Annotated in this window: 20 protein-coding genes; 17 read left to right on the top strand and 3 right to left on the bottom strand. The window is 68.5% G+C overall.

Annotated elements, in window-relative coordinates; genetic code table 11:
• The first annotated feature begins 18 nt into the window (after nucleotides 1-18).
• From QWY76_RS14855 to QWY76_RS14830, 6 genes are all read left to right on the top strand, one after another.
• Nucleotides 19-1,398, top strand: a complete 1,380-nt coding sequence (locus tag QWY76_RS14855) for an L-serine ammonia-lyase (RefSeq protein WP_290312079.1) — start codon at nucleotides 19-21, stop codon at nucleotides 1,396-1,398.
• A gap of 283 nt (nucleotides 1,399-1,681) precedes the next feature.
• Nucleotides 1,682-2,458: an ABC transporter ATP-binding protein gene (locus tag QWY76_RS14850; protein ID WP_290312077.1), complete on the top strand. Its 777-nt coding sequence runs from the start codon at nucleotides 1,682-1,684 to the stop codon at nucleotides 2,456-2,458.
• On the top strand, nucleotides 2,455-3,201 hold the full coding sequence (locus tag QWY76_RS14845; protein ID WP_290312076.1) for an ABC transporter ATP-binding protein: 747 nt from the start codon (nucleotides 2,455-2,457) through the stop codon (nucleotides 3,199-3,201). Before QWY76_RS14850 ends, QWY76_RS14845 begins: the two co-directional genes overlap by 4 nt.
• Before the next feature lie 76 nt (nucleotides 3,202-3,277).
• Complete coding sequence (locus QWY76_RS14840; protein ID WP_290312075.1) at nucleotides 3,278-4,498, top strand: ABC transporter substrate-binding protein; 1,221 nt, start codon at nucleotides 3,278-3,280, stop codon at nucleotides 4,496-4,498.
• Nucleotides 4,499-4,558: 60 nt separating this feature from the next.
• Nucleotides 4,559-5,446, top strand: a complete 888-nt coding sequence (locus QWY76_RS14835) for a branched-chain amino acid ABC transporter permease (protein WP_290312074.1) — start codon at nucleotides 4,559-4,561, stop codon at nucleotides 5,444-5,446.
• A gap of 4 nt (nucleotides 5,447-5,450) precedes the next feature.
• On the top strand, nucleotides 5,451-6,434 hold the full coding sequence (locus QWY76_RS14830) for a branched-chain amino acid ABC transporter permease (RefSeq protein WP_290312516.1): 984 nt from the start codon (nucleotides 5,451-5,453) through the stop codon (nucleotides 6,432-6,434).
• A gap of 29 nt (nucleotides 6,435-6,463) precedes the next feature.
• On the opposite strand, the gene QWY76_RS14825 is transcribed toward QWY76_RS14830, so the two are convergent.
• Entirely contained in the window at nucleotides 6,464-7,378 is a 915-nt protein-coding gene (locus tag QWY76_RS14825; protein ID WP_290312073.1) for a LysR family transcriptional regulator, read from the bottom strand.
• A 129-nt stretch (nucleotides 7,379-7,507) separates the two neighbouring features.
• Between QWY76_RS14825 and QWY76_RS14820 the strand changes: the two genes are divergently transcribed.
• From QWY76_RS14820 to etfB, 10 genes are all read left to right on the top strand, one after another.
• Nucleotides 7,508-8,617 carry an S-(hydroxymethyl)glutathione dehydrogenase/class III alcohol dehydrogenase gene (locus tag QWY76_RS14820; protein WP_290312071.1) on the top strand — a complete coding sequence of 370 codons (1,110 nt, stop codon included), beginning with the start codon at nucleotides 7,508-7,510 and terminating at the stop codon, nucleotides 8,615-8,617.
• Nucleotides 8,618-8,692: 75 nt separating this feature from the next.
• On the top strand, nucleotides 8,693-9,550 hold the full coding sequence (fghA, locus tag QWY76_RS14815) for an S-formylglutathione hydrolase (protein WP_290312070.1): 858 nt from the start codon (nucleotides 8,693-8,695) through the stop codon (nucleotides 9,548-9,550).
• A gap of 284 nt (nucleotides 9,551-9,834) precedes the next feature.
• A complete protein-coding gene (gene gbdR, locus QWY76_RS14810) occupies nucleotides 9,835-10,974 on the top strand; it encodes a choline metabolism transcriptional regulator GbdR (protein WP_290312069.1) in 1,140 nt (379 codons plus the stop codon).
• Between the two features lie 10 nt (nucleotides 10,975-10,984).
• The gene (mtgA, locus tag QWY76_RS14805) at nucleotides 10,985-11,686 is read left to right on the top strand and encodes a monofunctional biosynthetic peptidoglycan transglycosylase (RefSeq protein WP_290312068.1); all 702 of its coding nucleotides are present in this window, start codon (nucleotides 10,985-10,987) and stop codon (nucleotides 11,684-11,686) included.
• A gap of 139 nt (nucleotides 11,687-11,825) precedes the next feature.
• Nucleotides 11,826-12,803, top strand: a complete 978-nt coding sequence (locus QWY76_RS14800; protein ID WP_290312067.1) for a dipeptidase — start codon at nucleotides 11,826-11,828, stop codon at nucleotides 12,801-12,803.
• Between the two features lie 51 nt (nucleotides 12,804-12,854).
• Nucleotides 12,855-13,400: a DUF5943 domain-containing protein gene (locus QWY76_RS14795; protein WP_290312066.1), complete on the top strand. Its 546-nt coding sequence runs from the start codon at nucleotides 12,855-12,857 to the stop codon at nucleotides 13,398-13,400.
• Nucleotides 13,401-13,412: 12 nt separating this feature from the next.
• On the top strand, nucleotides 13,413-15,485 hold the full coding sequence (gene dgcA, locus QWY76_RS14790; protein WP_290312065.1) for a dimethylglycine demethylation protein DgcA: 2,073 nt from the start codon (nucleotides 13,413-13,415) through the stop codon (nucleotides 15,483-15,485).
• Between the two features lie 101 nt (nucleotides 15,486-15,586).
• Complete coding sequence (locus QWY76_RS14785; protein WP_290312064.1) at nucleotides 15,587-17,560, top strand: (Fe-S)-binding protein; 1,974 nt, start codon at nucleotides 15,587-15,589, stop codon at nucleotides 17,558-17,560.
• Nucleotides 17,560-18,828 carry an electron transfer flavoprotein subunit alpha gene (gene etfA, locus QWY76_RS14780; RefSeq protein WP_290312062.1) on the top strand — a complete coding sequence of 423 codons (1,269 nt, stop codon included), beginning with the start codon at nucleotides 17,560-17,562 and terminating at the stop codon, nucleotides 18,826-18,828. The genes QWY76_RS14785 and etfA overlap by 1 nt, the downstream gene beginning before the upstream one ends.
• The gene (gene etfB, locus QWY76_RS14775; protein WP_290312061.1) at nucleotides 18,818-19,621 is read left to right on the top strand and encodes an electron transfer flavoprotein subunit beta; all 804 of its coding nucleotides are present in this window, start codon (nucleotides 18,818-18,820) and stop codon (nucleotides 19,619-19,621) included. The genes etfA and etfB overlap by 11 nt, the downstream gene beginning before the upstream one ends.
• A gap of 77 nt (nucleotides 19,622-19,698) precedes the next feature.
• On the opposite strand, the gene QWY76_RS14770 is transcribed toward etfB, so the two are convergent.
• Both QWY76_RS14770 and QWY76_RS14765 read right to left on the bottom strand, forming a co-directional pair.
• Nucleotides 19,699-20,232 carry an invasion associated locus B family protein gene (locus QWY76_RS14770; protein ID WP_290312060.1) on the bottom strand — a complete coding sequence of 178 codons (534 nt, stop codon included), beginning with the start codon at nucleotides 20,230-20,232 and terminating at the stop codon, nucleotides 19,699-19,701.
• A gap of 250 nt (nucleotides 20,233-20,482) precedes the next feature.
• Entirely contained in the window at nucleotides 20,483-22,057 is a 1,575-nt protein-coding gene (locus tag QWY76_RS14765) for a BCCT family transporter (RefSeq protein ID WP_290312059.1), read from the bottom strand.
• A 244-nt stretch (nucleotides 22,058-22,301) separates the two neighbouring features.
• Between QWY76_RS14765 and QWY76_RS14760 the strand changes: the two genes are divergently transcribed.
• Nucleotides 22,302-22,613, top strand: a 312-nt coding sequence (locus tag QWY76_RS14760; RefSeq protein WP_290312058.1) for an alcohol dehydrogenase catalytic domain-containing protein, incomplete at its 3' end; no start/stop codon positions are given.

Raw genomic sequence — 22,613 nt, 5'->3', positions numbered from 1 at the left:
CAGACACGAGGCATCATCATGGCAATCAGCGTCTTCGACCTCTTCAAGATCGGCATCGGCCCCTCCAGCTCGCACACGGTCGGTCCCATGCGCGCGGCCTACGACTTCGTCCAGGCCCTGCGTCGTCAGGATCTGCTGGAGCGGGTGGCCCGGGTCGAGGTGCACCTGCACGGCTCGCTGTCGTCGACCGGCAAGGGCCATGGCACCGACCAGGCCACCATCATGGGGCTGATGGGCGAGCTGCCCGATTCCATTGACCCGGCCATCGTCACGCCGTGCATCGAGGAGCTGCTGGAATCCCAGACCCTGCTGCTCGACGGCCGCCTGGCGATCCCCTTCCTGTGGGCCCGGGACCTGCAGTGGCACGACGAGAGCCTGCCCTACCACCCCAACGCCATGACTCTGGTGGCCCACGGCCATGCCGGCGAGCTCTACCGCAACGTCTTCTACTCGGTGGGCGGCGGCTTCGTGATCGACGAGGCGCAGGCCGCCCGTGGCGAGCTGGATGCCGACACCACCGCGCTGCCCTACGACTTCAACAGCGCCGCCGAGCTGCTGGCGCTGTGCCGGCTGCACGACCTGCGCATCAGCGAGCTGATGATGGCCAACGAGAAGGCCTGGCGCAGCGAGGCCGAGGTCCGCGCCGGGCTGTGGCGGATCTGGGAGGCGATGCAGGAGTGCGTCAACCAGGGGCTGGCGGCCGAGGGCGTGCTGCCCGGCGGGCTCCATGTCCGGCGCCGCGCCGCCGCCCTGCACCGTCGACTCGAGTCCATGGATGACGACCGCAGCCTGATCGCCTCGACCTTCTCGGCGATGGACTGGGTCAACGTCTTCGCCCTGGCGGTCAACGAGGAGAATGCCGCCGGTGGGCGCATGGTCACCGCGCCGACCAACGGGGCGGCGGGTATCATCCCGGCGGTGCTGCACTACTACATGAAGTTCCAGGAGGGCGCCGACGAGCGCTGCGTGGTCGACTTCATGCTGACCGCGGCCGCGGTGGGCATCCTGTGCAAGAAGAACGCCTCGATTTCCGGTGCCGAGGTGGGCTGCCAGGGCGAGGTCGGCTCGGCCTGCGCCATGGCGGCGGCGGGGCTGACCGAAGTGCTGGGCGGCACCCCGGGCCAGGTGGAGAACGCCGCCGAGATCGGCCTGGAGCACAACCTGGGACTGACCTGCGACCCCGTGGGCGGCCTGGTGCAGGTGCCCTGCATCGAGCGCAACGCCATCGCCTCGGTCAAGGCCATCAACGCCGCCCAGATGGCGCTGCGTGGCGACGGTGAGCACTTCATCTCCCTGGACAAGGCGATCCGCACCATGCGCGATACCGGCGCCGACATGCAGGACAAGTACAAGGAAACCTCCAAGGGCGGCCTGGCGGTCAACGCCATCGAGTGCTGACACCCCTTCTCTCTCGGGCGGCGGATGCCGTCCCTCCTGGCGCGCGTCCCGTAGCGGGACGCGCGCCTTTTTTGTGTTCAAGCGACGTATTTCGGCCGTCTACGCCATTGGTCGAGTTCGGTGATTCTGCGGTTGCCGCCCTGCGTTTCGTCCTCTAGCTTACGTTGACGTAAAGGTAATAGCTGGCCGCTCCCGCCAGTGATGCCACCGCCACCTCGGCACCACAACAACGACAACAGCAACGCAACGGCGGATCGCCACGGCGGTCCCGAGAGGACGTCTCATGACCCAGGAGTTCGTGCTCGAGACTTGCGGGTTGACCAAGGAATTCCGCGGCTTCACTGCCGTGGACGACGTCAACCTGCAGGTTCGGGAAGGGCATATCCATGCCTTGATCGGCCCCAACGGCGCCGGCAAGACTACCGTCTTCAACCTGCTCACCAAGTTCCTGCCGCCGACCCGCGGCGAGATCCTCTATCGCGGCCGGCCCATCACCGCCATGCGCGCCAACGAGATCGCCCGCCTCGGGCTGGTGCGTTCCTTCCAGATCTCGGCGGTCTTCGCCCACATGACGGCGCTGGAGAACGTGCGGGTGGCCCTGCAGCGCCGGCTCGGCACCTCCTTCCACTTCTGGAGGTCCGAGCGCTCCCTCGAGCCCCTCAACGAGCGGGCCCTGGCGCTGCTCGCGGAGGTCGGCCTCCAGGACTATGCCGACGTGCTCACCGTGGAGATGCCCTACGGGCGCAAGCGCGCCCTGGAGGTCGCCACCACCCTGGCGCTGGAGCCCACGGTGATGCTGCTCGACGAGCCGACCCAGGGCATGGGCGCCGAGGACGTCGACCGCATCGTCGAGCTGATCCGCCGGGTCTCCAAGGGTCGGACCGTGCTGATGGTGGAGCACAACCTCAGCGTGGTCAGCCGGCTGTGTGACCGCATCACCGTACTGGCCCGCGGCGCGGTGCTCGCCGAGGGCGACTATGCGTCCGTGTCGCAGGATCCTCGCGTCAGGGAGGCCTATATGGGCAGCGAAGCCGCCGACGCAGAGGAGGTCAGCGCATGAGTCAGACAGCCGAGGCGATCAGCGACTACCGCGACCTCGACGGCGCCGAGATGCTGCGGGTGCGCGACCTGCACGCCTTCTACGGCGAGTCGCATATCCTCCACGGCGTCGACTTCGACGTGCGCCGCGGCGAGCTGGTGACCCTGCTGGGTCGCAACGGGGCCGGGCGCAGCACCACCCTCAAGGCGGTCATGAACATGGTCGGCCAGCGCACCGGGTCCATCGTCATCAACGGCAACGAGACCCTCGACATGCGCCCGCACCGCATCCCGCGGCTGGGCGTGGGCTACTGCCCGGAGGAGCGCGGCATCTTCGCCAGTCTCGACGTCGAGGAGAACCTGCTGCTGCCGCCCACGGTGCGCTCCGGCGGCATGAGCCTCGACGAGATCTACGCGATGTTCCCCAACCTCTACGAGCGGCGCCGCAGCCAGGGCACCCGGCTGTCCGGCGGCGAGCAACAGATGCTGGCGATGGCGCGGATCCTGCGCACCGGGGCTCGCCTGTTGCTGCTCGACGAGATCACCGAGGGGCTGGCGCCGGTCATCAACCAGGCGCTGGGCGAGGTGCTGGTCAAGCTCAAGGAGCGCGGCATGACCATCGTGCTGGTGGAACAGAACTTCCGCTTCGCCGCCCCGCTCGCCGATCGCCACTTCGTCATGGAACACGGCCGCATCATCGAGGAGATCTCGGCGGCCGAACTGCCCGCCCGACGCGAGCATCTCAATCGCCTGCTGGGGGTCTGACGGCGACGCCGTCGTCCCGACGCTGCCACCCGCAAGCCAACAACAACAAGCCGCCCCAAGGGGCACGGAGAGAACGATGACCTTCAACAACAGCACCCTCGCCGGGACCCTCGCCATCGCCGCCACCGCGCTGGCCACCGGCACCGCCCAGGCCCAGATGAGCGACGATGCCGTGCGCATCGGCTACCTGGCCGACATGTCCGGTACCTACCGCGACCTGGCCGGCCCGGGTGGCCTCGAGGCCCTGAAGATGGCCGTCGAGGACGTCGGCGGCGAGGTCAACGGCGCGCCCATCGAGGTGTTCAGCGCCGACGATCGCAACAGCGCCGACGTGGGGGCCAACACCGTGCGCGGCTGGATCGACCAGCGCAACGTCGACCTGGTGGCCGGCATGGTGGCCTCCTCGGTGTCCATCGCCGTGACCAAGGTGCTGGAGGAGGCGAACGGCCTGGCCATCATCTCGGGCTCGGCGGCCTCGAGCATCACCAACGAGCACTGCACGCCGAACCATATCCACTGGGTCTACGACACCTACCCGCTGGCCCACGGCACCGCCAAGGCGGTGGTCGAGCAGGGCGGCGACCAGTGGTTCATGCTCACCGCGGACTACGCCTTCGGTCACGCCCTGGAGGGCGATGTGACCAGGGTGGTGGAGGAGAACGGCGGCGAGGTCGTCGGCGGGGTGCGCCATCCCTTCCCGACCAGCGACTTCTCCTCCTACATCCTCCAGGCCCAGGGCTCCGGCGCCGATATCGTCGGCCTGGCCAACGCCGGCGCCGACACCGTCAACGCCATCAAGACCGCCAGCCAGTTCGGCCTGACCCAGACCGGCCAGCAGCTCGCCGGCCTGCTGATCTTCCTCAACGACGTCCACGCCATGGGCCTGGAGGCCACCCAGGGCCTGCTGCTGACCACCGGCTGGTACTGGGACATGGACGAGCGGTCCCGCGAATGGGCCGAGCGCTACTTCGAGCGCGTCGGCCGCATGCCGACCATGGTCCAGGCCGGGGTCTACTCCAGCACCCTGCACTACCTGGAGGCCGTGGCGGCCGCCGGCACCGACGAGGCCGAGGCGGTACGCGCCCAGATGGCCGAGACCCCGGTCGAGGACTTCTTCGCCCGCAACGGCCGCATCCGCGAGGACGGCCGCATGGTCCACGACATGTACCTGGCCGAGGTGAAGTCGCCGCAGGCCTCCAGCGGCGAGTGGGACCTCTACGAGATCAAGAGCACCATTCCCGCCGAGGAGGCCTACCGCCCGCTCAGCGAGAGCCAGTGCGACCTGGTCAACCAGTGAGCTGAGCCCGACCCGGCGGCGGCCGCGGCCGCCGCCCCATGACGGCGAGGAGACCCTGCCATGACAATGATACTCGGGGTGCCGCTGGCGGTATTCATGGGCCAGCTGATGCTGGGCCTGATCAACGGCGCCTTCTATGCCCTGCTGAGCCTGGGGCTGGCGGTGATCTTCGGCCTGCTGAAGATCATCAACTTCGCCCACGGGGCCCAGTACATGCTGGGGGCCTTCGCGGCCCTGCTGGGCCTTCAGTACCTGGGGCTGAACTACTGGCTGGCCCTGCTGCTGGTGCCCCTGGTGGTGGGGGGGCTCGGCATGCTGATCGAGCGCACCATCCTGCGCCGCATCGCCCATCTCGACCACCTCTACGGCCTGCTGCTGACCTATGGCCTGGCGCTGATCTTCGAGGGGGCGCTGATCAATCTCTTCGGCGTGTCCGGGGCCAGCTACCCGGTGCCCGAGGCGCTGCAGGGCGGCCTCAACCTGGGCTTCATGTTCCTGCCCACCTACCGCGGCTGGGTGCTGGTGGCGGCACTGGTGGTCTGCCTGGCGACCTGGTTCATCATCGAGCGCACCCGCCTCGGCGCCTACCTGCGGGCCGGCACCGAGAACCCGGCGCTGATGCAGGCCTTCGGCGTCAACGTGCCGCAGCTGATCACCCTGACCTACGGCTTCGGCGTGGCACTGGCCGCCTTCGCCGGGGTGCTGGCCGCGCCGCTCTACCCGGTGTCGCCGACCATGGGCTCGAGCCTGCTGATCGTGGTCTTCGCCGTGGTGGTGATCGGTGGCATGGGCTCGATCCTCGGCGCCATCCTCACCGGCCTGGGCATGGGCCTGGTCGAGGGGCTGACCAAGGTGTACTACCCCGAGGCCGCCAACACCGTGATCTTCCTGGTGATGATCCTGGTGCTGATGCTGCGTCCCGCGGGACTCTTCGGCAAGGAGGCATGACATGATGGCCACGACCCACTCCCTCACGCCCTCCATGCAGCGGCGCCGGCGGGCCCGCCAGCGCCGGGGGGCCCTGTACCTGGCGCTGCTGGGGATCGGCCTGGTGGCGCCCTTCGTCGCCTATCCCGTCTTCCTGATGAAGGTCCTGTGCTTCGCGCTCTTCGCCTGTGCCTTCAACCTGCTGCTGGGCTATGCGGGGCTGCTGTCCTTCGGCCATGCGGCCTTCCTGGCCACCGGCGGCTATGTCACCGGGTTTCTTCTGTCGAGCTATCCGGGCCTGACGCCGGAGACCGGGATCCTCGCCGGGACCCTGGCCGGGGTGGCACTCGGCCTGGTGTTCGGCGCCCTGGCGATCCGCCGCCAGGGGATCTATTTCGCCATGGTCACCCTGGCACTGGCGCAGATGATGTTCTTCTTCTTCATCCAGGCGCCGTTCACCGGGGGCGAGGATGGCCTGCACGGCGTGCCCCGCGGGCAGCTGTTCGGCCTTGTCGACCTGTCCAGCAACCTGGCCATGTACTACTTCGTGTTCGCGGTCTTCGTGATCGGCTTCGCCATCATCCAGCGTACCGTGCACTCGCCCTTCGGCCAGGTGCTCAAGGCGATCCGCGAGAACGAGCCGCGGGCGGTGTCGCTGGGCTACAACGTCGACGCCTACAAGCTGCTCGCCTTCGTGATCTCGGCCGGGCTGGCCGGCCTGGCGGGATCGACCAAGACGGTGGTCTTCCAACTGGCCTCGCTCACCGACGCCCACTGGCACATGTCCGGCGAGGTCATCCTGATGACCCTGCTGGGTGGGGTGGGCACCCTGTTCGGGCCCCTGGTGGGGTCGGGGCTGGTGGTCAGCCTGCAGACCCAGCTGGCCCAGTCGCCGCTGGGCAACTGGGTCAGCGTGATCCTCGGGGCGATCTTCGTGATCTGCGTGCTGAGCTTCCGCAGCGGCATCGTCGGCGAGGTCCAGAAGCTGGTGCGCAGGAACTTCAAGTAGCCGCGTGGGCGGCAGGCATGCAGGGCGCCTCAGCGGGCGCCCTGCGTCGTGTCGGCCTGACGGCCGGGCAACACCTCGCCGATGTGATCGACCAGGAAATCGAGGAACTGGCGCACCTTGGGGGACCGATGGCGGTGGCGGGGATACACGGCCCACACCGCGGTGTCGCTGTGGCGATAGGCATCGAGCACGCTGATCAGCTCGCCCCGGACCAGGTGCGCCTCGACGTAGTAGTCCGGCAGCTGGGCCAGCCCCAGCCCCTTGAGGGCGGCATCGAGCAGGGCCGGCCCGGAATTGCCGTGCCAGGGGCCGTCGACGCGAATCTGGCGGCGTACGCCCTCGACGTCGAAGCGCCAGTAGTCCTGCGAGCCGACCAGACAGCGGTGCCGGGACAGCTCGGAGAGGCTGTGGGGCTGGGCCACCCGGGTGAAGTAGTCCGGCGAGCCCACCACGTATTCGCGACGCTCGCACAGCCGCCGGGCGATCAGCGAGGAGTCCTTGAGGGTCCCCATGCGGATGGCGATGTCGAAGCCCTCGTCGATGATGTCCACCTGGCGGTTGGTGAAGTGCATGCGCACCTCGAGCCGCGGGTGGCGGCACATGAAGTCGTGGACCAGGGGCGCCAGGTAGCGCTCGCCGAAGGTCGTCGCGCAGGTCAGGCTGAGCAGCCCGGTGGGCTTGGCCTGCAGGTCCTTGACGGCGGCCTCGGCCTCGCGGAAGCCCTCGACCAGATGCAGGCAGTGTTGATAGTAGAGGCGGCCGGCCTCGGTCAGGCGAATCCGCCGGGTGGTACGGTAGAGCAGGGTGGTGCCCAGCTGGTTCTCCAGCTGGCTGACCAGTCGGCTGACATGGGAACTCGACACCTTGAGCCGCTCGGCGGCGGCCTTGAAGGCGCCCAGGCGCACCACCTCGACGAAGGCCTCGACGCGGTCCCAGCGTTGCATGCGGTGTCCTCTTCATGGATTGTTGCTGTATGGCAATAATGTGATGAGTTTGATGCAGTTTATCGGAGTGTGCGCTCTTGCCTAGACTGCAGGGATACCACCCACCCCGTGAATGAAGAGGACTGCACCATGAAATCACGCGCCGCCGTTGCCCTGGAAGCGGGCAAGCCGCTGGAGCTGGCCGAGATCGACGTCGAGGGCCCCAAGGCGGGCGAGGTGCTGGTGCGCATGGCCGCCACCAGCGTCTGCCACACCGACGCCTTCACCCTCTCCGGCGCCGACCCGGAAGGGCTCTTCCCCTCGGTGCTGGGTCACGAGGGCGCCGGGGTCGTCGAGGAAGTGGGCGAGGGCGTCACCGGCCTGCGTCCGGGTGACCATGTCATCCCGCTGTACACCGCCGAGTGCGGCAAGTGCAAGTTCTGCCTCTCGGGCAAGACCAACCTGTGCCAGGCGGTGCGCGCCACCCAGGGCAAGGGCCTGATGCCCGACGGCACCAGCCGCTTCTCGTTGGACGGCAAGCCGCTGCATCACTACATGGGCTGCTCGACGTTCAGTGAGTACACCGTGGTGCCGGAAGTGTCCCTGGCGGTGGTCTCCAAGGAGGCGCCGATGGACAAGATCTGCCTGCTGGGCTGCGGCGTGACCACCGGCATCGGTGCGGTGCTCAACACCGCCAAGGTCGAGCCGGGCGCCACCGTGGCGGTGTTCGGCCTCGGCGCCATCGGCCTGGCGGTGATCCAGGGCGCGCAGATGGCCAAGGCCAGCCGGATCATCGCCATCGACGTCAATCCCGACAAGTTCGAGCTGGCCCGCCAGTTCGGCGCCACCGACTTCGTCAATCCCAAGGAGTACAGCGATCCCATCCAGCAGGTGATCGTCGACATGACCGACGGCGGCGTCGACTACTCCTTCGAGTGCATCGGCAATGTCAACGTCATGCGCTCGGCGCTGGAATGCTGCCACAAGGGCTGGGGCGAGTCGGTGATCATCGGCGTCGCCGGGGCCGGCGAGGAGATCTCCACCCGCCCGTTCCAGCTGGTCACCGGACGGGTCTGGAAGGGTTCGGCCTTCGGTGGCGTCAAGGGCCGCACCGAGCTGCCCGGCTACGTGGATCGCTACATGAAGGGCGAGCTCAACATCGACGACTTCATCACCCACGACATGCCCTTCGAGAAGATCAACGAGGCCTTCGAGCTGCTGCACAAGGGCGAGAGTATCCGCACCGTCCTCCACTATTAATCTGCGCCCGGTGCCGCGCGAACCGCAATGATCGTGGCACGCCCGGCACCGTGCGAACCCCATGAGGAGTCGCCCATGACCATGACCGAACACCTCGAACTGGTCTCGGCCAACCGCTGTTTCGGCGGCTGGCACAAGCGCTATCGCCATCGCTCGCGGGCGCTGGACTGCGAGATGACCTTCGCCATCTACCTGCCGCCCCAGGCCGAGACCGAGCGGGTGCCGCTGCTGTGGTGGCTGTCGGGGCTGACCTGCACCGACGAGAACTTCATGCAGAAGGCCGGTGCCCAGCGGCTGGCGGCCGAGCTGGGTATCGCCATCGTCTGCCCGGATACCAGCCCTCGCGGGCTGGACCTGCCCGGTGAGCACGACAGCTACGACTTCGGCTCCGGGGCGGGCTTCTACGTCAATGCCACCCAGGCGCCCTGGAAGGACCACTACCGGATGTACGACTACGTGGCCGAGGAGCTGCCGTCGGTGGTGCGCCAGCACTTCCCGGTCAGCGGCCGCGAGTCGATCAGCGGCCACTCCATGGGCGGTCACGGCGCCCTGATCCTGGCGCTGCGCCGGCCGGGGCACTATCGCTCGGTGTCGGCCTTCTCGCCGGTGGTCAATCCCACCCAATGCCCCTGGGGCCGCAAGGCCTTCGGCGGCTACCTGGGCGAGGATGTCGGCAACTGGACCCAGTACGATGCCTGTGAGCTGGTCGCCCGCGGTGCCTCGCGTCAGCCGCTGTTCATCGATCAGGGCGAGGCCGACGACTTCCTCGAGGAGCAGCTGTGTCCCGAACGGCTGGAGGCGGTGTGCGCCGAGCAGGACCATCCGCTGACGCTGCGTCGCCAGCCGGGCTACGACCACAGCTACTTCTTCATCGCCACCTTCATCGACGACCACCTGCGCTACCACGCCAAGCACCTGCACGCGACCCGCTGAGGGTGACGACAGGACATGCCGCCCCGCGGGGCGGCATGCTACCCTGATGATGCATATGCAGGAGCGACATTCGCTTGCTCATGAGCGTCGCGATTGTCCCAGGCCACCGGGAACGGCCACTTGATAGGCAAATTTGACATGCCAAAAAACGACACCCGGGGTACATTCCGCGGTGAGCATGCCTGACAGCGACGCCTGACGCGGCCGGCATGCCCAACGCCCCGATGCCGAACAGCAATGACAAGACGAACACGGGCTAAAGATACTTGCGCTGGAGTACCTAAATGACAACCACTCCCCAAGCCTCACGCACTGCCGCCGTCCCCCAGACCATGGGTTTCCTGCTGCTGGACAATTTCACCCTGATCTCCCTGGCCTCGGCCATCGAGCCCTTGCGCATGGCCAACCAGCTGGCCGGCCGCGAACTCTACCGCTGGTTCACCCTGAGCCTCGACGGCAGCCCGGTGAAGGCCAGCGATGGCCTGCAGATCACCCCGGACGCCGCCACCACCGTGCCGCTGGCGCTGGACACGGTGATCGTCTGTGGCGGAGTGGCCCCCCAGCGCAGCGTCCAGCGCGAGCATGTCAGCTGGCTGCAGTCCCAGGCGCGACAGTCGCGTCGCCTCGGGGCGGTGTGCACGGGGACCTGGGCACTGGCCCGGGCGGGGTTGCTCGATGGCTTCGAGGCCAGCGTGCACTGGGAGTGCCTGGCCGCCATGCAGGAGGCCTTCCCCAAGGTGTCGCTGACCACCCGGCTGTTCTCCATCGACCGCGACCGCGCCACCACCTCCGGGGGCACCGCCCCGCTGGACATGATGCTGACCCTGATCGCCCGCGACCACGGTCGCGAGCTCGCGGCGGGCATCTCCGAGATGTTCATCTACGACCGGGTGCGCAACGAGCAGGATCAGCAGCGGGTGCCGCTCAAGCACGTGCTGGGCACCACCCAGCCACGCCTGCTGGAGATCGTCGCGCTGATGGAGGCCAACCTCGAGGAGCCCATCAGCCTCGACGAGCTGGCCGACTACGTGGACGTCTCGCGCCGCCAGCTCGAGCGGCTGTTCCAGAAGAACCTGCACTGCTCGCCATCGCGCTACTACCTCAAGCTGCGCCTGACCCGGGCTCGCCAGCTGCTCAAGCAGACCCCGATGTCGATCATCGAGGTGGCCTCGGCCTGCGGCTTCGTCTCCACGCCGCACTTCTCCAAGTGCTACCGGGAATACTTCGGCATCCCGCCCCGGGATGAGCGGCTGGGCAGCAGTGCCGTGGAGCTGTTGCCGGTGACTCTGGGCAAGGAGACGGCGACCATCCTGCAGTCCGCCTCCTACGAGCCGGTCACCAGCGAGCCGGAGTCCTCGGCCATGAAGGCGTTGGCCCAGGCCCGGGGCGAGCCCACCTATGCCAGCGTGCGGCTCAGACCATGAGCAAGGCCTGATGCGGGATTGGGGGCGCCGGGCGGCGCGGGGCCTGGGGCTTGCCCTGCTGGGTTGGCTGTTGCTGTCGGTCCTGCTGGTGCTGATGTTCCGGGTGGTGCCGGTGGGCGGTTCCATGGTGATGCTCGAGCGCAAGGTGGAAGCCTGGCGGGGCGGCGAAGCGCTGGATATCCGCCAGGACTGGCGCCCCTGGTCCCAACTCTCCACCCAGGCCAAGCTCGCGGTGATCGCCGCCGAGGACCAGCGCTTCCCCGTGCATCACGGCTTCGACCTGGTCGAGCTGCGCCGTGCCGTCACCGCCAGCCTCAACGGCGGCGACCTGCGCGGCGCCAGTACCCTCAGTCAGCAGACCGCCAAGAACCTCTTCCTGTGGACCGGCCGCAGCTGGGTGCGCAAGGGCCTGGAGGCCTGGTTCACCCTGCTCATCGAGATGCTGTGGCCCAAGCAGCGGATCCTCGAGGTCTACCTCAACATCGCCGAGTGGGATGACGGCGTCTTCGGCCTGGAGGCCGCGGCCCGCCACTACTTCGGGGTCTCCGCCTCACAGCTCAGTGCCGTCCAGGCCAGTCGCCTGGCCGCCATCCTGCCCAATCCCCGCGGCTGGAGTGCCTCCCGTCCCGGGGCCCACGTGCTGGGTCGCAGCGCCTGGATCCGCCGCCAGATGCGCAACCTCGGGGGGGCCACCTACCTCGACCGGCTCTGAGCCGGCTGCGCCTGCCCGGCATGTCGCGATCGCGACGGCCGTGACGTTTCTGGGATGCTACCGGTCGCTTCCAGGCGCCGAGCCCCGGGGGGCGGGGGATATGCTGCCGGCAAGTTCATGCACAATTCCGGAGCCCGTCATGACCCCAGCCGAACTGCACCAGGACGCCATCGTCATCGATGGCCTGATCATCGCCAAGTGGAACCGCGAGCTGTTCGAGGACATGCGTCGGGGCGGTCTGACCGCCGCCAACTGCACGGTCTCGGTCTGGGAAGGCTTCCAGGCCACCGTCGACAACATCGTCAAGACCAATGCCCTGATGGCCGAATCCAGCGACCTGGTGATCCCGGTGCGGACCACCGCGGACATCACCCGGGCCAAGGAGGAGGGCAAGACCGGGATCATCTACGGGTTCCAGAATGCCCACGCCTTCGAGGACCAGATCGGCTACGTCGAGATCTTCAAGCAGCTCGGCGTGGGTGTCGTGCAGATGTGCTACAACACCCAGAACCTGGTGGGCACCGGCTGCTACGAGCGTGACGGCGGCCTGTCCGGCTTCGGCCGCGAGATCGTCGCCGAGATGAACCGCGTGGGCGTCATGTGCGACCTCTCCCACGTCGGCGAGAAGACCTCCACCGAGGTCATCGAGGCATCCACCAAGCCGGTCTGCTACTCCCACTGCCTGCCCTCGGGGCTCAAGGAACATCCCCGCAACAAGTCCGACGCGGAACTCAAGTTCATCGCCGACCATGGCGGCTTCGTCGGTGTGACCATGTTCACGCCCTTCCTGCGGGCCGGGGTGGATGCCACCGTCGACGACTACGTCGAGGCCATCGAGTACGTGATGAACATCGTCGGCGAGGATGCCATCGGCATCGGCACCGACTTTACCCAGGGCCACGACCAGAACTTCTTCGAGTGGCTGACCCACGACAAGGGCTATGCCCGTCGCCTGACCCGCTTCGGCAAGATCATCAATCCCGAGGGCATTCGCACCATCGGCGAATTCCCCAACCTCACCGAGGCGCTCTCGCGCCGTGGCTTCAGCGAATCCCAGGTCCGCAAGATCATGGGCGAGAACTGGGTCCGCGTGCTGCGTGATGCCTGGGGCGAATGACCGCCCCTGACCCCTGACCACGAACCTACAACAAGTCGAGTGAGTGACACCGTGACCAAGATGGCCCCCGAACTGCCCATTGAAGTGGATGCCGAGACCGGCGTCTGGACCACCGATGCGCTGCCCATGCTCTACGTGCCCCGGCACTTCTTCATCAACAACCATGTGGCCGTGGAAGAGGCGCTGGGTGCCGAGAAGTACGCCGAGATCCTCTATCACGCCGGCTACAAGAGCGCCTGGCACTGGTGCGAGAAGGAGGCCGAATGTCATGGCCTCGAGGGCGAGGCGGTCTTCGAGCACTACATGAAGCGCCTGTCCCAGCGCGGTTGGGGGCTGTTCATCACCGAAGAGATCGATCTCGACGCGGGCACCTGCCGGGTGCGCCTCGAGCACAGCGCCTTCGTCTATCAGCTGGGCAAGGTGGGCCGCAAGGTCGAGTACATGTTCACCGGCTGGTTCGCCGGCGCCATGGACCAGATCCTCGCCGCGCGCGGCAGCGAACTGCGTACCGTCGCCGAGCAGACCCAGAGCGCCGCCGAGGAAGGCTGCGACGTGGGCATCTTCGTCACCCGTCCGCTCGACACCCAGCAGGGCTGAGGAGGCATTACCATGGCATTCGACGCGATCTTCCAGCCGATCCAGATCGGCAACCTGACCATCCGCAACCGCGTGGTCAGCACCGCCCATGCCGAGGTCTATGCCACCGATGGCGGCATGACCACCGACCGCTACGTCAAGTACTACGAGGAGAAGGCCAAGGGCGGCGTGGGCCTGGCCATCTGTGGCGGCTCCTCGGTGGTCTCCATCGATAGCCCCCAGGGCTGGTGGAGCTCGGTCAATCTCTCCACCGACCGCATCATCCCGCACTTCCAGAATCTGGCCGACGCCGTGCACAAGCATGGCGGCAAGATCATGATCCAGATCACCCACATGGGGCGGCGCTCGCGCTGGGACGGCTTCGACTGGTCGACCCTGCTGTCGCCGTCCGGCATCCGCGAGCCGGTCCACCGCTCGACCTGCAAGACCATCGAGGAGGAGGAAATCTGGCGCATCATCGGTGACTTCGCCCAGGCCGCGCGCCGGGCGAAGGAAGGCGGCCTGGACGGCGTCGAGCTGTCCGCCGTGCACCAGCACCTGATCGACCAGTTCTGGAGCCCGCGAGTCAACAAGCGCGAGGATCAGTGGGGCGGCAGTTTCGAGAACCGCATGCGCTTCGGCATGGAGGTGCTCAAGGCGGTGCGCGCCGAGGTCGGCGACGACTTCGTGGTCGGCTTGCGCATCTGTGGCGACGAGTTCCATCCGGATGGCCTGTCCCACGATGACATGAAGCAGATCGCCGCCTACTACGACGCCACCGGCCAGCTCGACTTCTTCGGCGTGGTCGGCTCGGGCTGCGATACCCATGACACCCTGGCCAACGTCATCCCCAACATGTCCTTCCCGCCGGAGCCCTTCCTGCATCTGGCCGCCGGCATCAAGGAAGTGGTCAAGGCGCCGGTCATCCACGCCCAGAACATCAAGGACCCCAACCAGGCCGAGCGCATTCTCGAGGGCGGCTACGTGGACCTGGTGGGCATGACACGGGCGCACATCGCCGACCCGCACCTGATCGCCAAGATCAAGATGGACCAGGTCGACCAGATCAAGCAGTGCGTCGGTGCCAACTACTGCATCGACCGCCAGTACCAGGGCCTGGACGTGCTGTGCATCCAGAACGCCGCCACCTCCCGGGAGTACATGGGCCTGCCGCACATCATCGAGCCCTCCGAGGGGCCGAAGCGCAAGGTCGTGGTGGTCGGCGGTGGCCCCGGCGGCATGGAGGCGGCCCGCGTGGCCGCCGAGCGTGGCCACGAGGTCACCCTGTTCGAGGCCTCCGAGGCACTGGGCGGGCAGATCACCACCGCCGCCAAGGCCCCGCAGCGTGACCAGATCGCCGGCATCACCCGCTGGTACCAGCTCGAGCTGGCGCGCCTCGGCGTCGACCAGCGCCTCGGCACCCGTGCCGACGAGGCCACCATCCTCGATCTGCGCCCGGACATCGTGGTGCTGGCCACCGGCGGCCGGCCCTATCTGGAGCAGTATCCCGAGTGGGGCTATTCGGAGAACGCCGAGGAGAGCCTGGTGGTCAGCACCTGGGACATCCTCGACGGCCGCGTCGAGCCGGGCAAGAACGTGTTGATCTACGACGCCCTGTGCGAGTTCTCCGGCATGTCCGCGGCGGACTATCTGGCCGACAAGGGCGCCAAGGTCGAGATCGTCACCGACGATATCAAGCCCGGCGCGGCGGTGGGCGGCACCACCTTCCCGACCTACTACCGCAGCCTCTACCAGAAGGAGGTGATCATGACCTCCGACCTGATGCTGCACAAGGTCTACCGGGAGGGCGACTCGCTGGTGGCGGTGCTCGAGAACGAGTACACCGGCACCCAGGAGGAGCGCGTGGTCGATCAGGTGGTGGTGGAGAACGGCGTGCGTCCCGACGAGGCGCTCTACTACGCCCTGAAGCCCCAGTCCCGCAACAAGGGCCAGGTGGATCTGGAGGCGCTCTACGCCATCCAGCCCCAGCCGAGCCTGAGCGAGGAGGGCGAGGGGCCGCTGCTGTTCCGGCTCGGTGACTGCAGCGCGCCGCGCAACACCCATGCGGCGATCTACGACGCCCTGCGTCTCTGCAAGGACTTCTAGGCGAGCGCGGACGCGGCGCCTGACGCCCGTCAGTGGTCCCAGCGGCCCGGTCGACCATGACCGGGTCGCCCAACAATTCCAAGATTGCGAGGTGAGCCGAGATGCTCGATACCCTCCTGCCGATCCTGATCGCCGCCGCGCTCGCGCTGGCGGTGATCGGCGCCGGGCGGCGTGTCCGCCTGTGGCGCCAGGGGCGTCCCGCCCGGGTCCCCCTGCTCAAGGGGCTCGCCGCGATGCCGCGGCGCTACCTGGTGGACCTCCACCACGTGGTGGGCCGCGACAAGGTGATGTCCAACACCCACGTGGCCACCGCCGGCGGTTTCGTCGCCGCGGCGGCACTGATGATCCTGGTGCATGGCCTGGGCCTGGCCGAGGGCGTGCTCGGCTGGCTGCTGCTGGCGGCCAGCGCGACCATGTTCGTCGGCAGCTGCTTCGTGGCCCGGCGGCGTCGCAACCCGCCGTCACGGCTCTCCAAGGGTCCGTGGATGCGGCTGCCGAAGAGCCTGATGGCCTTCTCGCTGAGCGTCTTCGCCGTCACCCTGCCCGCCGTGGGCCTGCTGCCCGAGGACTTCGGCGGCTGGGTCGTGGCGCTGGTCCTCAGTGCCGTACTGGTCTGGGGCCTGGGCGAGATGTTCTTCGGCATGACCTGGGGCGGGCCCATGAAGCATGCCTTCGCCGGCGCCCTGCACCTGGCCTTCCACCGTCGCGCCGAGCGTTTCGGCGAGGGCAACCGCTCGACCGGCCTCAAGGCCCTGGACCTGGACGATCCCGAGGCGCCGCTGGGCGTCGAGACGCCCAGCGACTTCACCTGGAACCAGCTGCTGGGCTTCGATGCCTGCGTGCAGTGCGGTCGCTGCGAGGCCATGTGCCCGGCCTTCGCCGCCGGTCAGCCGCTCAATCCCAAGAAGCTGATCCAGGACATGGTGGTGGGCATGGCCGGGGGCAGCGATGCCGCCTACGCCGGCAGCCCCTATCCCGGCCAGCCGGTGGGCGAGCACCAGGGCAGTGCCCATGGCCCCATCGTGGCGCGGGAGGGCAAGGCCCTGGTGGACGCCGAGACCCTGTGGTCCTGCACCACCTGCCGGGCCTGCGTCGAGGAGTGCCCGATGATGATCGAGCACGTCGATGCCATCGTCGACATGCGTCGCTTCCTGACCCTGGAACACGGCAACACGCCCAACAAGGGCGCCGAGGTCCTCGACAACCTGATCGCCACCGACAACCCCGGCGGTTTCGACCCCGGTGCGCGGATGCACTGGGCCGCCGACCTGGAACTGCCGCTGATGGCGGACCTGCAGCAGGTCGACGTGCTGCTGTGGCTGGGCGACGGGGCCTATGACATGCGCAACCAGCGCACGCTGCGCTCGCTGGTCAAGGTGCTGCGCGCCGCCGACGTCGATTTCGCGGTGCTCGGCAACGAGGAGCGTGACAGTGGTGACGTGGCCCGCCGCCTGGGCGACGAGGCGACCTTCCAGAGCCTGGCCAAGCGCAATATCGCCACCCTGGCCAAGTACCGCTTCCAGCGCATCGTCACCTGCGACCCGCACAGCTTCCACGTGCTCGGCAACGAATACGGCGAGCTGGGCGGCCACTACGAGGTGCGTCACCACAGCACCTACATCGCCGAGCTCTACGAGGCCGGTCGCCTGCACTTCAAGCCCTGGAAGGGCGGCGGCGTGACCTACCACGATCCCTGCTACCTGGGCCGCTACAACGGTGAGTACGAGGCGCCGCGCAACGTGCTCAAGGCGCTCGGCATCGAGGTCGCCGAGATGGAGCGCTCCGGCTTCCGTTCCCGCTGCTGCGGCGGCGGCGGCGGCGCGCCGATCACCGACATCCCCGGTGAGCGGCGGATTCCCGACATGCGCATGAAGGACGTGGGCGAGACCGGCGCCGAGCTGGTGGCGGTGGGCTGCCCGCAGTGCACCGCGATGCTCGAGGGCGTGGTCGACGCCACCGCCGAGGTGCGTGACATCGCCGAACTGGTCGCCAATGCGCTGACCGAGGCGCCCGAGGCGTCCGCCGGTGCGGCCCAGCAATCATCGAATCGGCCCCAGGCCGTGGAGGTGGCGTGATGAGCGATATCGTCCGTCGCGATCCGCGCAAGGAGTGGATCGCCCGCAACCGGCTGCACCCGCAGCACCTGGAAGTCCTGGCCGAGCTCGGCCAGGGCGCGGCCAGCGAGTGGATGGGGCCTGCGGGCCTGATCCGCAGGAACCCGCATGCGGTGGGCTTCATGGGCCCCAATGGCCTCAAGCGCATCGACCGCAGCGGCGTCCAGCAGGGCGCCGGTGGCGGCGGGGCCGCCAAGTCGGCCGCACAGAGCAAGCCGCTGGTCGAGATCGAATCGCCGGCCTTCCTGGTCGCGGTGGTGCCGGACATGGCCGGCGGTCGCCTGACCGGTCACGACCGTGACCTGCTGGGGCTGGCCCGCCAGCTGGCCGATGCCGACCCGGCGGCTCGCGGGGCGGTGCTGGCCGTGGTCTTCGGTGAGCACAAGGAGGATGACTTCGAGGGGGCCGGTGTCGATCGCCTGCTGCACCTCACCGGGGCCGAGGTCGATGGCTTCGCCCCCGAGGCCCGTCTCGGCGCGCTGGTCGCCATGGACCGGGCCTGGATGCCGCGGCACTGGCTGCTGCCGGATTCCAAGCTGGGCGGTGCCGACCTCGGGCGGCGCCTGGCGGCCCGGCTCGGCGAGCGTCCGGCCACCGGCGTCTGGCAGCTCGAGGCCGACGACGAGGCCGCCATGGGCTGGCGCTGCACCGCCCGCGGGGCGGCGGGCACCGTGGATTTCCAGAGGGCCATGCCCCGCCTGGTGCTGGCCCTGGCCGAGTGTGCCGAACCGGTCAGCGAGACGCGCCATGCCGCCGAGCCCCTGGCGCTGCCCGAGGTCCTGCCCTCCCAGCTGTCGCGCATTCAGGATCTCGGTCAGGTGGCGGTCGACCCCGCCGGCGTGGCGCTGTCGGAGGCCGAGTTCATCCTCTCCGCCGGCAACGGCGTGCGTGACTGGGATGGCTTCCATCATGCCGCCGAGGTGCTCGGGGCGACGGAGGGGGCGTCGCGGGTGGCCGTGGACGATGGCTTCATGGCCCGCGACCGGCAGGTCGGGGCCACCGGCACCTGGGTCACCGCCCGGGTCTACGTGGCGGTGGGCATCAGCGGGGCCATCCAGCACCTCCAGGGCATCCAGACCTGCGACAAGGTGGTGGCCATCAACATGGATCCCGGCTGCGACATGATCAAGCGTGCCGACCTGGCGGTGATCGGTGACTCGGCCAAGGTGCTCGAGGCCCTGGTGGCCCTGGTGGAGCAGTCAAGGGAGGAGAAGCGCAATGCGGCCTGAGTCTCATCACAACGGATCACTCGCGGTGACCGTGCTGGTCTCCGTGGGGCGACATCCGCTGACCGGGCGCGGTCGGCGCGCCGACCAGGATGCCCGCGCGGTGGAGCTGGCGCGCAGCCTGACGAGCGCCGAGGTCGAGCTGCTGCACGCCGGCCGCCTCGACGAGGGCAGCGAAGCAGCCCTGCGTGGCTACCTGGGCATGGGTTTCGATTCCCTCTCGCTGCTCGAGCAGCCCGTCGGGGCCGACGTGCTGCCCGCCGTGGCCGAGTCACTCGAGGCGGCGGGGCCGCAGCTGGTGATCGCCGGCGAGCGGGCCGAGCAGGGCGAGGGCTCGGGCCTGCTGCCCTACCTGCTCGCCGAGCGCCTGGGCTGGCCGCTGGTCAGTGGCCTGGCGGCCGTGGAAGATGTCACCGAGGGCGTCGCCACGCTGCTGCAGGCCCTCCCGCGGGGTCAGCGTCGCCGGCTCCAGGTGCGTCTGCCGGCCATCGTCACCGTCGACGCGGCGGCACCGGCCCCGCGCCAGAGCGCCTATGGCCCGGCCCGGCGTGGTCGCCTGGAGGTCCAGGCGGCCGCGGTGATGGACGACGCCGACCTGGCCCAGTGGCAGGCCCAGCCGGCGCGCAAGCGGCCCAAGCGCCTGAAGATCGTCAAGGCCGCCTCGGCCCGAGATCGCTTCAAGGCCGCCGCGGCCAAGGCCGAGGGTGGCGGGGGACAGGTGCTCACCGATGTCGCGCCGGAGGAGGGTGCCGCGGCCATCTTCAAGCTGCTCAAGGAGGAGGGCGTGCTGCGCTAGGCGCCGGCTGTCCGCGATCGCAATGCAAAGCCCCGGCCTGGTGCCGGGGCTTTCGCGTTGGGGCGGTGGCGTCGCCGTCAGGGGGCGATCCGCTGGTTGGCATCGGTGAAGCCCATCAGGGAGATGTCCAGGTCCATGCGGTTGCCCCGCGGGCCGACCAGGCTCAGGGTCGCGTTGCTGCCGGAGCGCAGCGCCTGGAGCAGCGCCGGTTCCACCGGCAGGTCGGCGCGGCAGCCCTGCTGCAGGCAGACCTGGTAGGGGAACTGGGCCGGCTGGGCGCTGCCCGCGCTCAGCTGCAGGCCGGGCGCGAGGCGCACGCCGAGCGGCAGCAGGAAGGTCATCGCCGGGCGACCCTCGAGCTGCGGCGGGTAGGCGACCACCACCCGCATCATGGGCTGGTCGCTGTCGGCGTTGGTGACCACCTGGTTCATGGTGCAGTTGCCCTGGCTGCTGTCGCTCGGGCAGACCACCTCCCAGTCATCGAACTGCTCGGTGGTGATATCGGTACGGGCCTGCTCCGACGAGGCCTGCTGGGCGAAAGCGTTGGGGGCCAGGGCCAGCAGCGACAGCAGGCCGGTCAGGCACAGGCGGCGGGCGACAGGGTTCGGCATCGGTGGTATCTCCTTGGCGTGGGTGGCCATGAACGTTCGGTCGGGTCAAGTTTCCGCGGTCGGCGCCCGGCACGGGGGCGAGGCCGCTTTCCGGGCGTTGGCCCGGACGGGAAGTCCTACCATGCCCCGTCGACCCCCCCGAGGTCGAGCCCTCGGCAGGGATTTTGCCGGACGGGGATCGGCTTGGGGGCGCCGTCAAACGACGACGCCCCCGGCTAGGGCCGGGGGCGTCGCGTCGCAGGGGGCTGGGTCAGGCGGCCTGGGCCAGTCCCAGGTTGCGATGTTCCTCCCGCAGGCTCTTCACCAGGCCCACGCACATCACCAGCAGGATCACGGTGAACGGCAGGCCGGTGGCCACGGCCCCCGCCTGGAGGGCGCCGAGCGCCTTGTCACCGCCGCCGTAGAGCAGGATGCCGGCGATCACGCCCTCCAGGGTGGCCCAGAAGACCCGCTGGCTGCGCGGGGCGTCGACCTTGCCCCCGGCGGTGATGTTGTCGATCACCAGGGAGCCGGAGTCGGACGAGGTGATGAAGAACACCAGTACCAGCACGATGGCCATGGTGGAGGTGAGGGTGGTCAGCGGCAGGTGTTCGAGCATCTGGAACATCGCCAGCGAGACCTCGCCGATGCCGTCGGCCAGGGCGCCGACGCCGTTCGCGGACTGGGCCAGGGCGTTGCCGCCGAAGGCGGTCATCCACACGATGGTGACCAGGGTGGGCACCAGCAGCACCGCCATCAGAAACTCGCGCACGGTGCGCCCGCGGGACACCCGGGCGATGAACATGCCGACGAAGGGCGACCAGGAGATCCACCAGGCCCAATAGAACACCGTCCAGCCGTGGAACCAGGTCGAATCCTCGCGGCCGATCCAGTTGGACAGCGGCAGGATATGGCTGGCGTACGCCAGGGTGGTGTCCCACAGGCCGTTGACGAACATCAGGGTGGAGCCGGTCAGCACCACGAACAGCAGCAGGGCCAGGGCGATCACCATGTTGATGTTCGAGAACAGCTTCACGCCGCCGTCGATGCCGCGCCACACCGAGAACAGCGCCACGGCGGTGACGCCCACGATGATGGCGATCTGGGTGCCCAGGGTGTTGGGCACGTCGAACAGGTAGTTGAGGCCGCCGGCGGCCTGGGAGGCGCCGAAGCCCAGCGAGGTGGCCAGGCCGAAGATGGTGGAGAGCACCGCGACGATATCGATCACGTGGCCGAGCCAGCCGCGCACCCGCTCGCCGAGCAGCGGCGTGAAGGCCGAGCGCAGGGTCAGCGGCAGCCCGCGGTTGTAGGCGAAGAAGGCCAGCGAAAGCCCGACCACGGCATAGATGGCCCAGGGGTGCAGGCCCCAGTGGAACATGGTCGCGCCGATGGCGGCACGGGCGCCCTCGGGGGTGCCGGCGGCGGCATTCAGCGGGGTGCCGTACCAGTCGGTGTAGTAGGCGACCGGCTCGGCCACGCTCCAGAACATCAGGCCGATGCCCATGCCGGCGGCGAACAGCATGCTGAACCAGGAGACCGTGGAGTGCTCGGGACGGGCGCTTTGGCCGCCCAGGCGGATGCGCCCCAGGGGCATCACGATCAGCGCCAGGCACAGGATCACGAAGACGTTGCCGGCGATCATGAACAGCCAGTCGAAGTGCTCGATGGCGAAGCCGCGGGCCGCCGTCAGCTGGGTGTTGGCGAGGTCGGGGTAGATCAGGGCGTAGAGAATGAAGGCCAGGATGGCCAGGGCGGAGAGCGGAAAGACGGGGTTGTGGAAATCCAGCCCCAGGATCTGCTTGTTGTCCTGCCCGGGGGTCAGGATGGGGTCGTCGTCATGCGTCATGCGAGGTCCTCTGTTGTTGTTGTCGCATCGCCCGGAGGCGACGCCGAACATTCTTGGCGCAGCCGACAGGGGGGGCTGTCGTGAGAGCGACCTCGGGATACGCAGCGCCACCAAGGCGGGGGAGATGTCTCGAATTGGCATGGCGGTGACTCGCTCGGAACACTCCGGTCGAGTGGAAGGGCTATCGTCGGGGAGCGGTGGTGTAGCCACCGCCCCCTACAACAAACCTCCAAGGAAGCCAGCCATGAGCACAGCCAACCGCGGTGTCGTCTACAAGGGCCCCGGTGAAGTCGCCGTCGAATCCATCGCCTATCCGGAACTCGCCCTCGGCAACCGCAAGTGCGAGCACGGCGTGATCCTCAAGGTGGTCACCACCAACATCTGCGGCAGCGACCAGCACATGGTGCGCGGCCGCACCACTGCGCCTTCCGGCCTGGTGCTGGGCCACGAGATCACCGGCGTGGTCGTCGAAGCCGGCCGCGACGTCGAATTCCTCCGCCCGGGCGACCTGGTCTCGGTGCCGTTCAACATCGCCTGCGGCCGCTGCCGCAACTGC

Source organism: Halomonas maura, assembly GCF_030409305.1.
GTDB lineage: Bacteria > Pseudomonadota > Gammaproteobacteria > Pseudomonadales > Halomonadaceae > Halomonas > Halomonas maura.
This window is presented reverse-complemented; position numbering and strand designations above follow the sequence as displayed.

Excerpts from the sequence above, each read along its gene's own strand:
- QWY76_RS14830 (WP_290312516.1), top strand. The coding sequence starts at position 5,451 with ATGGCCACGACCCACTCCCTCACGCCCTCCATGCAGCGGCGCCGGCGG.
- QWY76_RS14845 (WP_290312076.1), top strand. The coding sequence starts at position 2,455 with ATGAGTCAGACAGCCGAGGCGATCAGCGACTACCGCGACCTCGACGGC.
- QWY76_RS14850 (WP_290312077.1), top strand. The coding sequence starts at position 1,682 with ATGACCCAGGAGTTCGTGCTCGAGACTTGCGGGTTGACCAAGGAATTC.
- QWY76_RS14820 (WP_290312071.1), top strand. The coding sequence starts at position 7,508 with ATGAAATCACGCGCCGCCGTTGCCCTGGAAGCGGGCAAGCCGCTGGAG.
- etfB (WP_290312061.1), top strand. The coding sequence starts at position 18,818 with ATGCGGCCTGAGTCTCATCACAACGGATCACTCGCGGTGACCGTGCTG.
- etfA (WP_290312062.1), top strand. The coding sequence starts at position 17,560 with ATGAGCGATATCGTCCGTCGCGATCCGCGCAAGGAGTGGATCGCCCGC.
- fghA (WP_290312070.1), top strand. The coding sequence starts at position 8,693 with ATGACCATGACCGAACACCTCGAACTGGTCTCGGCCAACCGCTGTTTC.
- QWY76_RS14765 (WP_290312059.1), bottom strand. The coding sequence starts at position 22,057 with ATGACGCATGACGACGACCCCATCCTGACCCCCGGGCAGGACAACAAG.
- mtgA (WP_290312068.1), top strand. The coding sequence starts at position 10,985 with ATGCGGGATTGGGGGCGCCGGGCGGCGCGGGGCCTGGGGCTTGCCCTG.
- QWY76_RS14800 (WP_290312067.1), top strand. The coding sequence starts at position 11,826 with ATGACCCCAGCCGAACTGCACCAGGACGCCATCGTCATCGATGGCCTG.
- QWY76_RS14785 (WP_290312064.1), top strand. The coding sequence starts at position 15,587 with ATGCTCGATACCCTCCTGCCGATCCTGATCGCCGCCGCGCTCGCGCTG.
- QWY76_RS14825 (WP_290312073.1), bottom strand. The coding sequence starts at position 7,378 with ATGCAACGCTGGGACCGCGTCGAGGCCTTCGTCGAGGTGGTGCGCCTG.
- QWY76_RS14855 (WP_290312079.1), top strand. The coding sequence starts at position 19 with ATGGCAATCAGCGTCTTCGACCTCTTCAAGATCGGCATCGGCCCCTCC.
- gbdR (WP_290312069.1), top strand. The coding sequence starts at position 9,835 with ATGACAACCACTCCCCAAGCCTCACGCACTGCCGCCGTCCCCCAGACC.
- QWY76_RS14840 (WP_290312075.1), top strand. The coding sequence starts at position 3,278 with ATGACCTTCAACAACAGCACCCTCGCCGGGACCCTCGCCATCGCCGCC.
- QWY76_RS14835 (WP_290312074.1), top strand. The coding sequence starts at position 4,559 with ATGACAATGATACTCGGGGTGCCGCTGGCGGTATTCATGGGCCAGCTG.
- QWY76_RS14770 (WP_290312060.1), bottom strand. The coding sequence starts at position 20,232 with ATGCCGAACCCTGTCGCCCGCCGCCTGTGCCTGACCGGCCTGCTGTCG.
- dgcA (WP_290312065.1), top strand. The coding sequence starts at position 13,413 with ATGGCATTCGACGCGATCTTCCAGCCGATCCAGATCGGCAACCTGACC.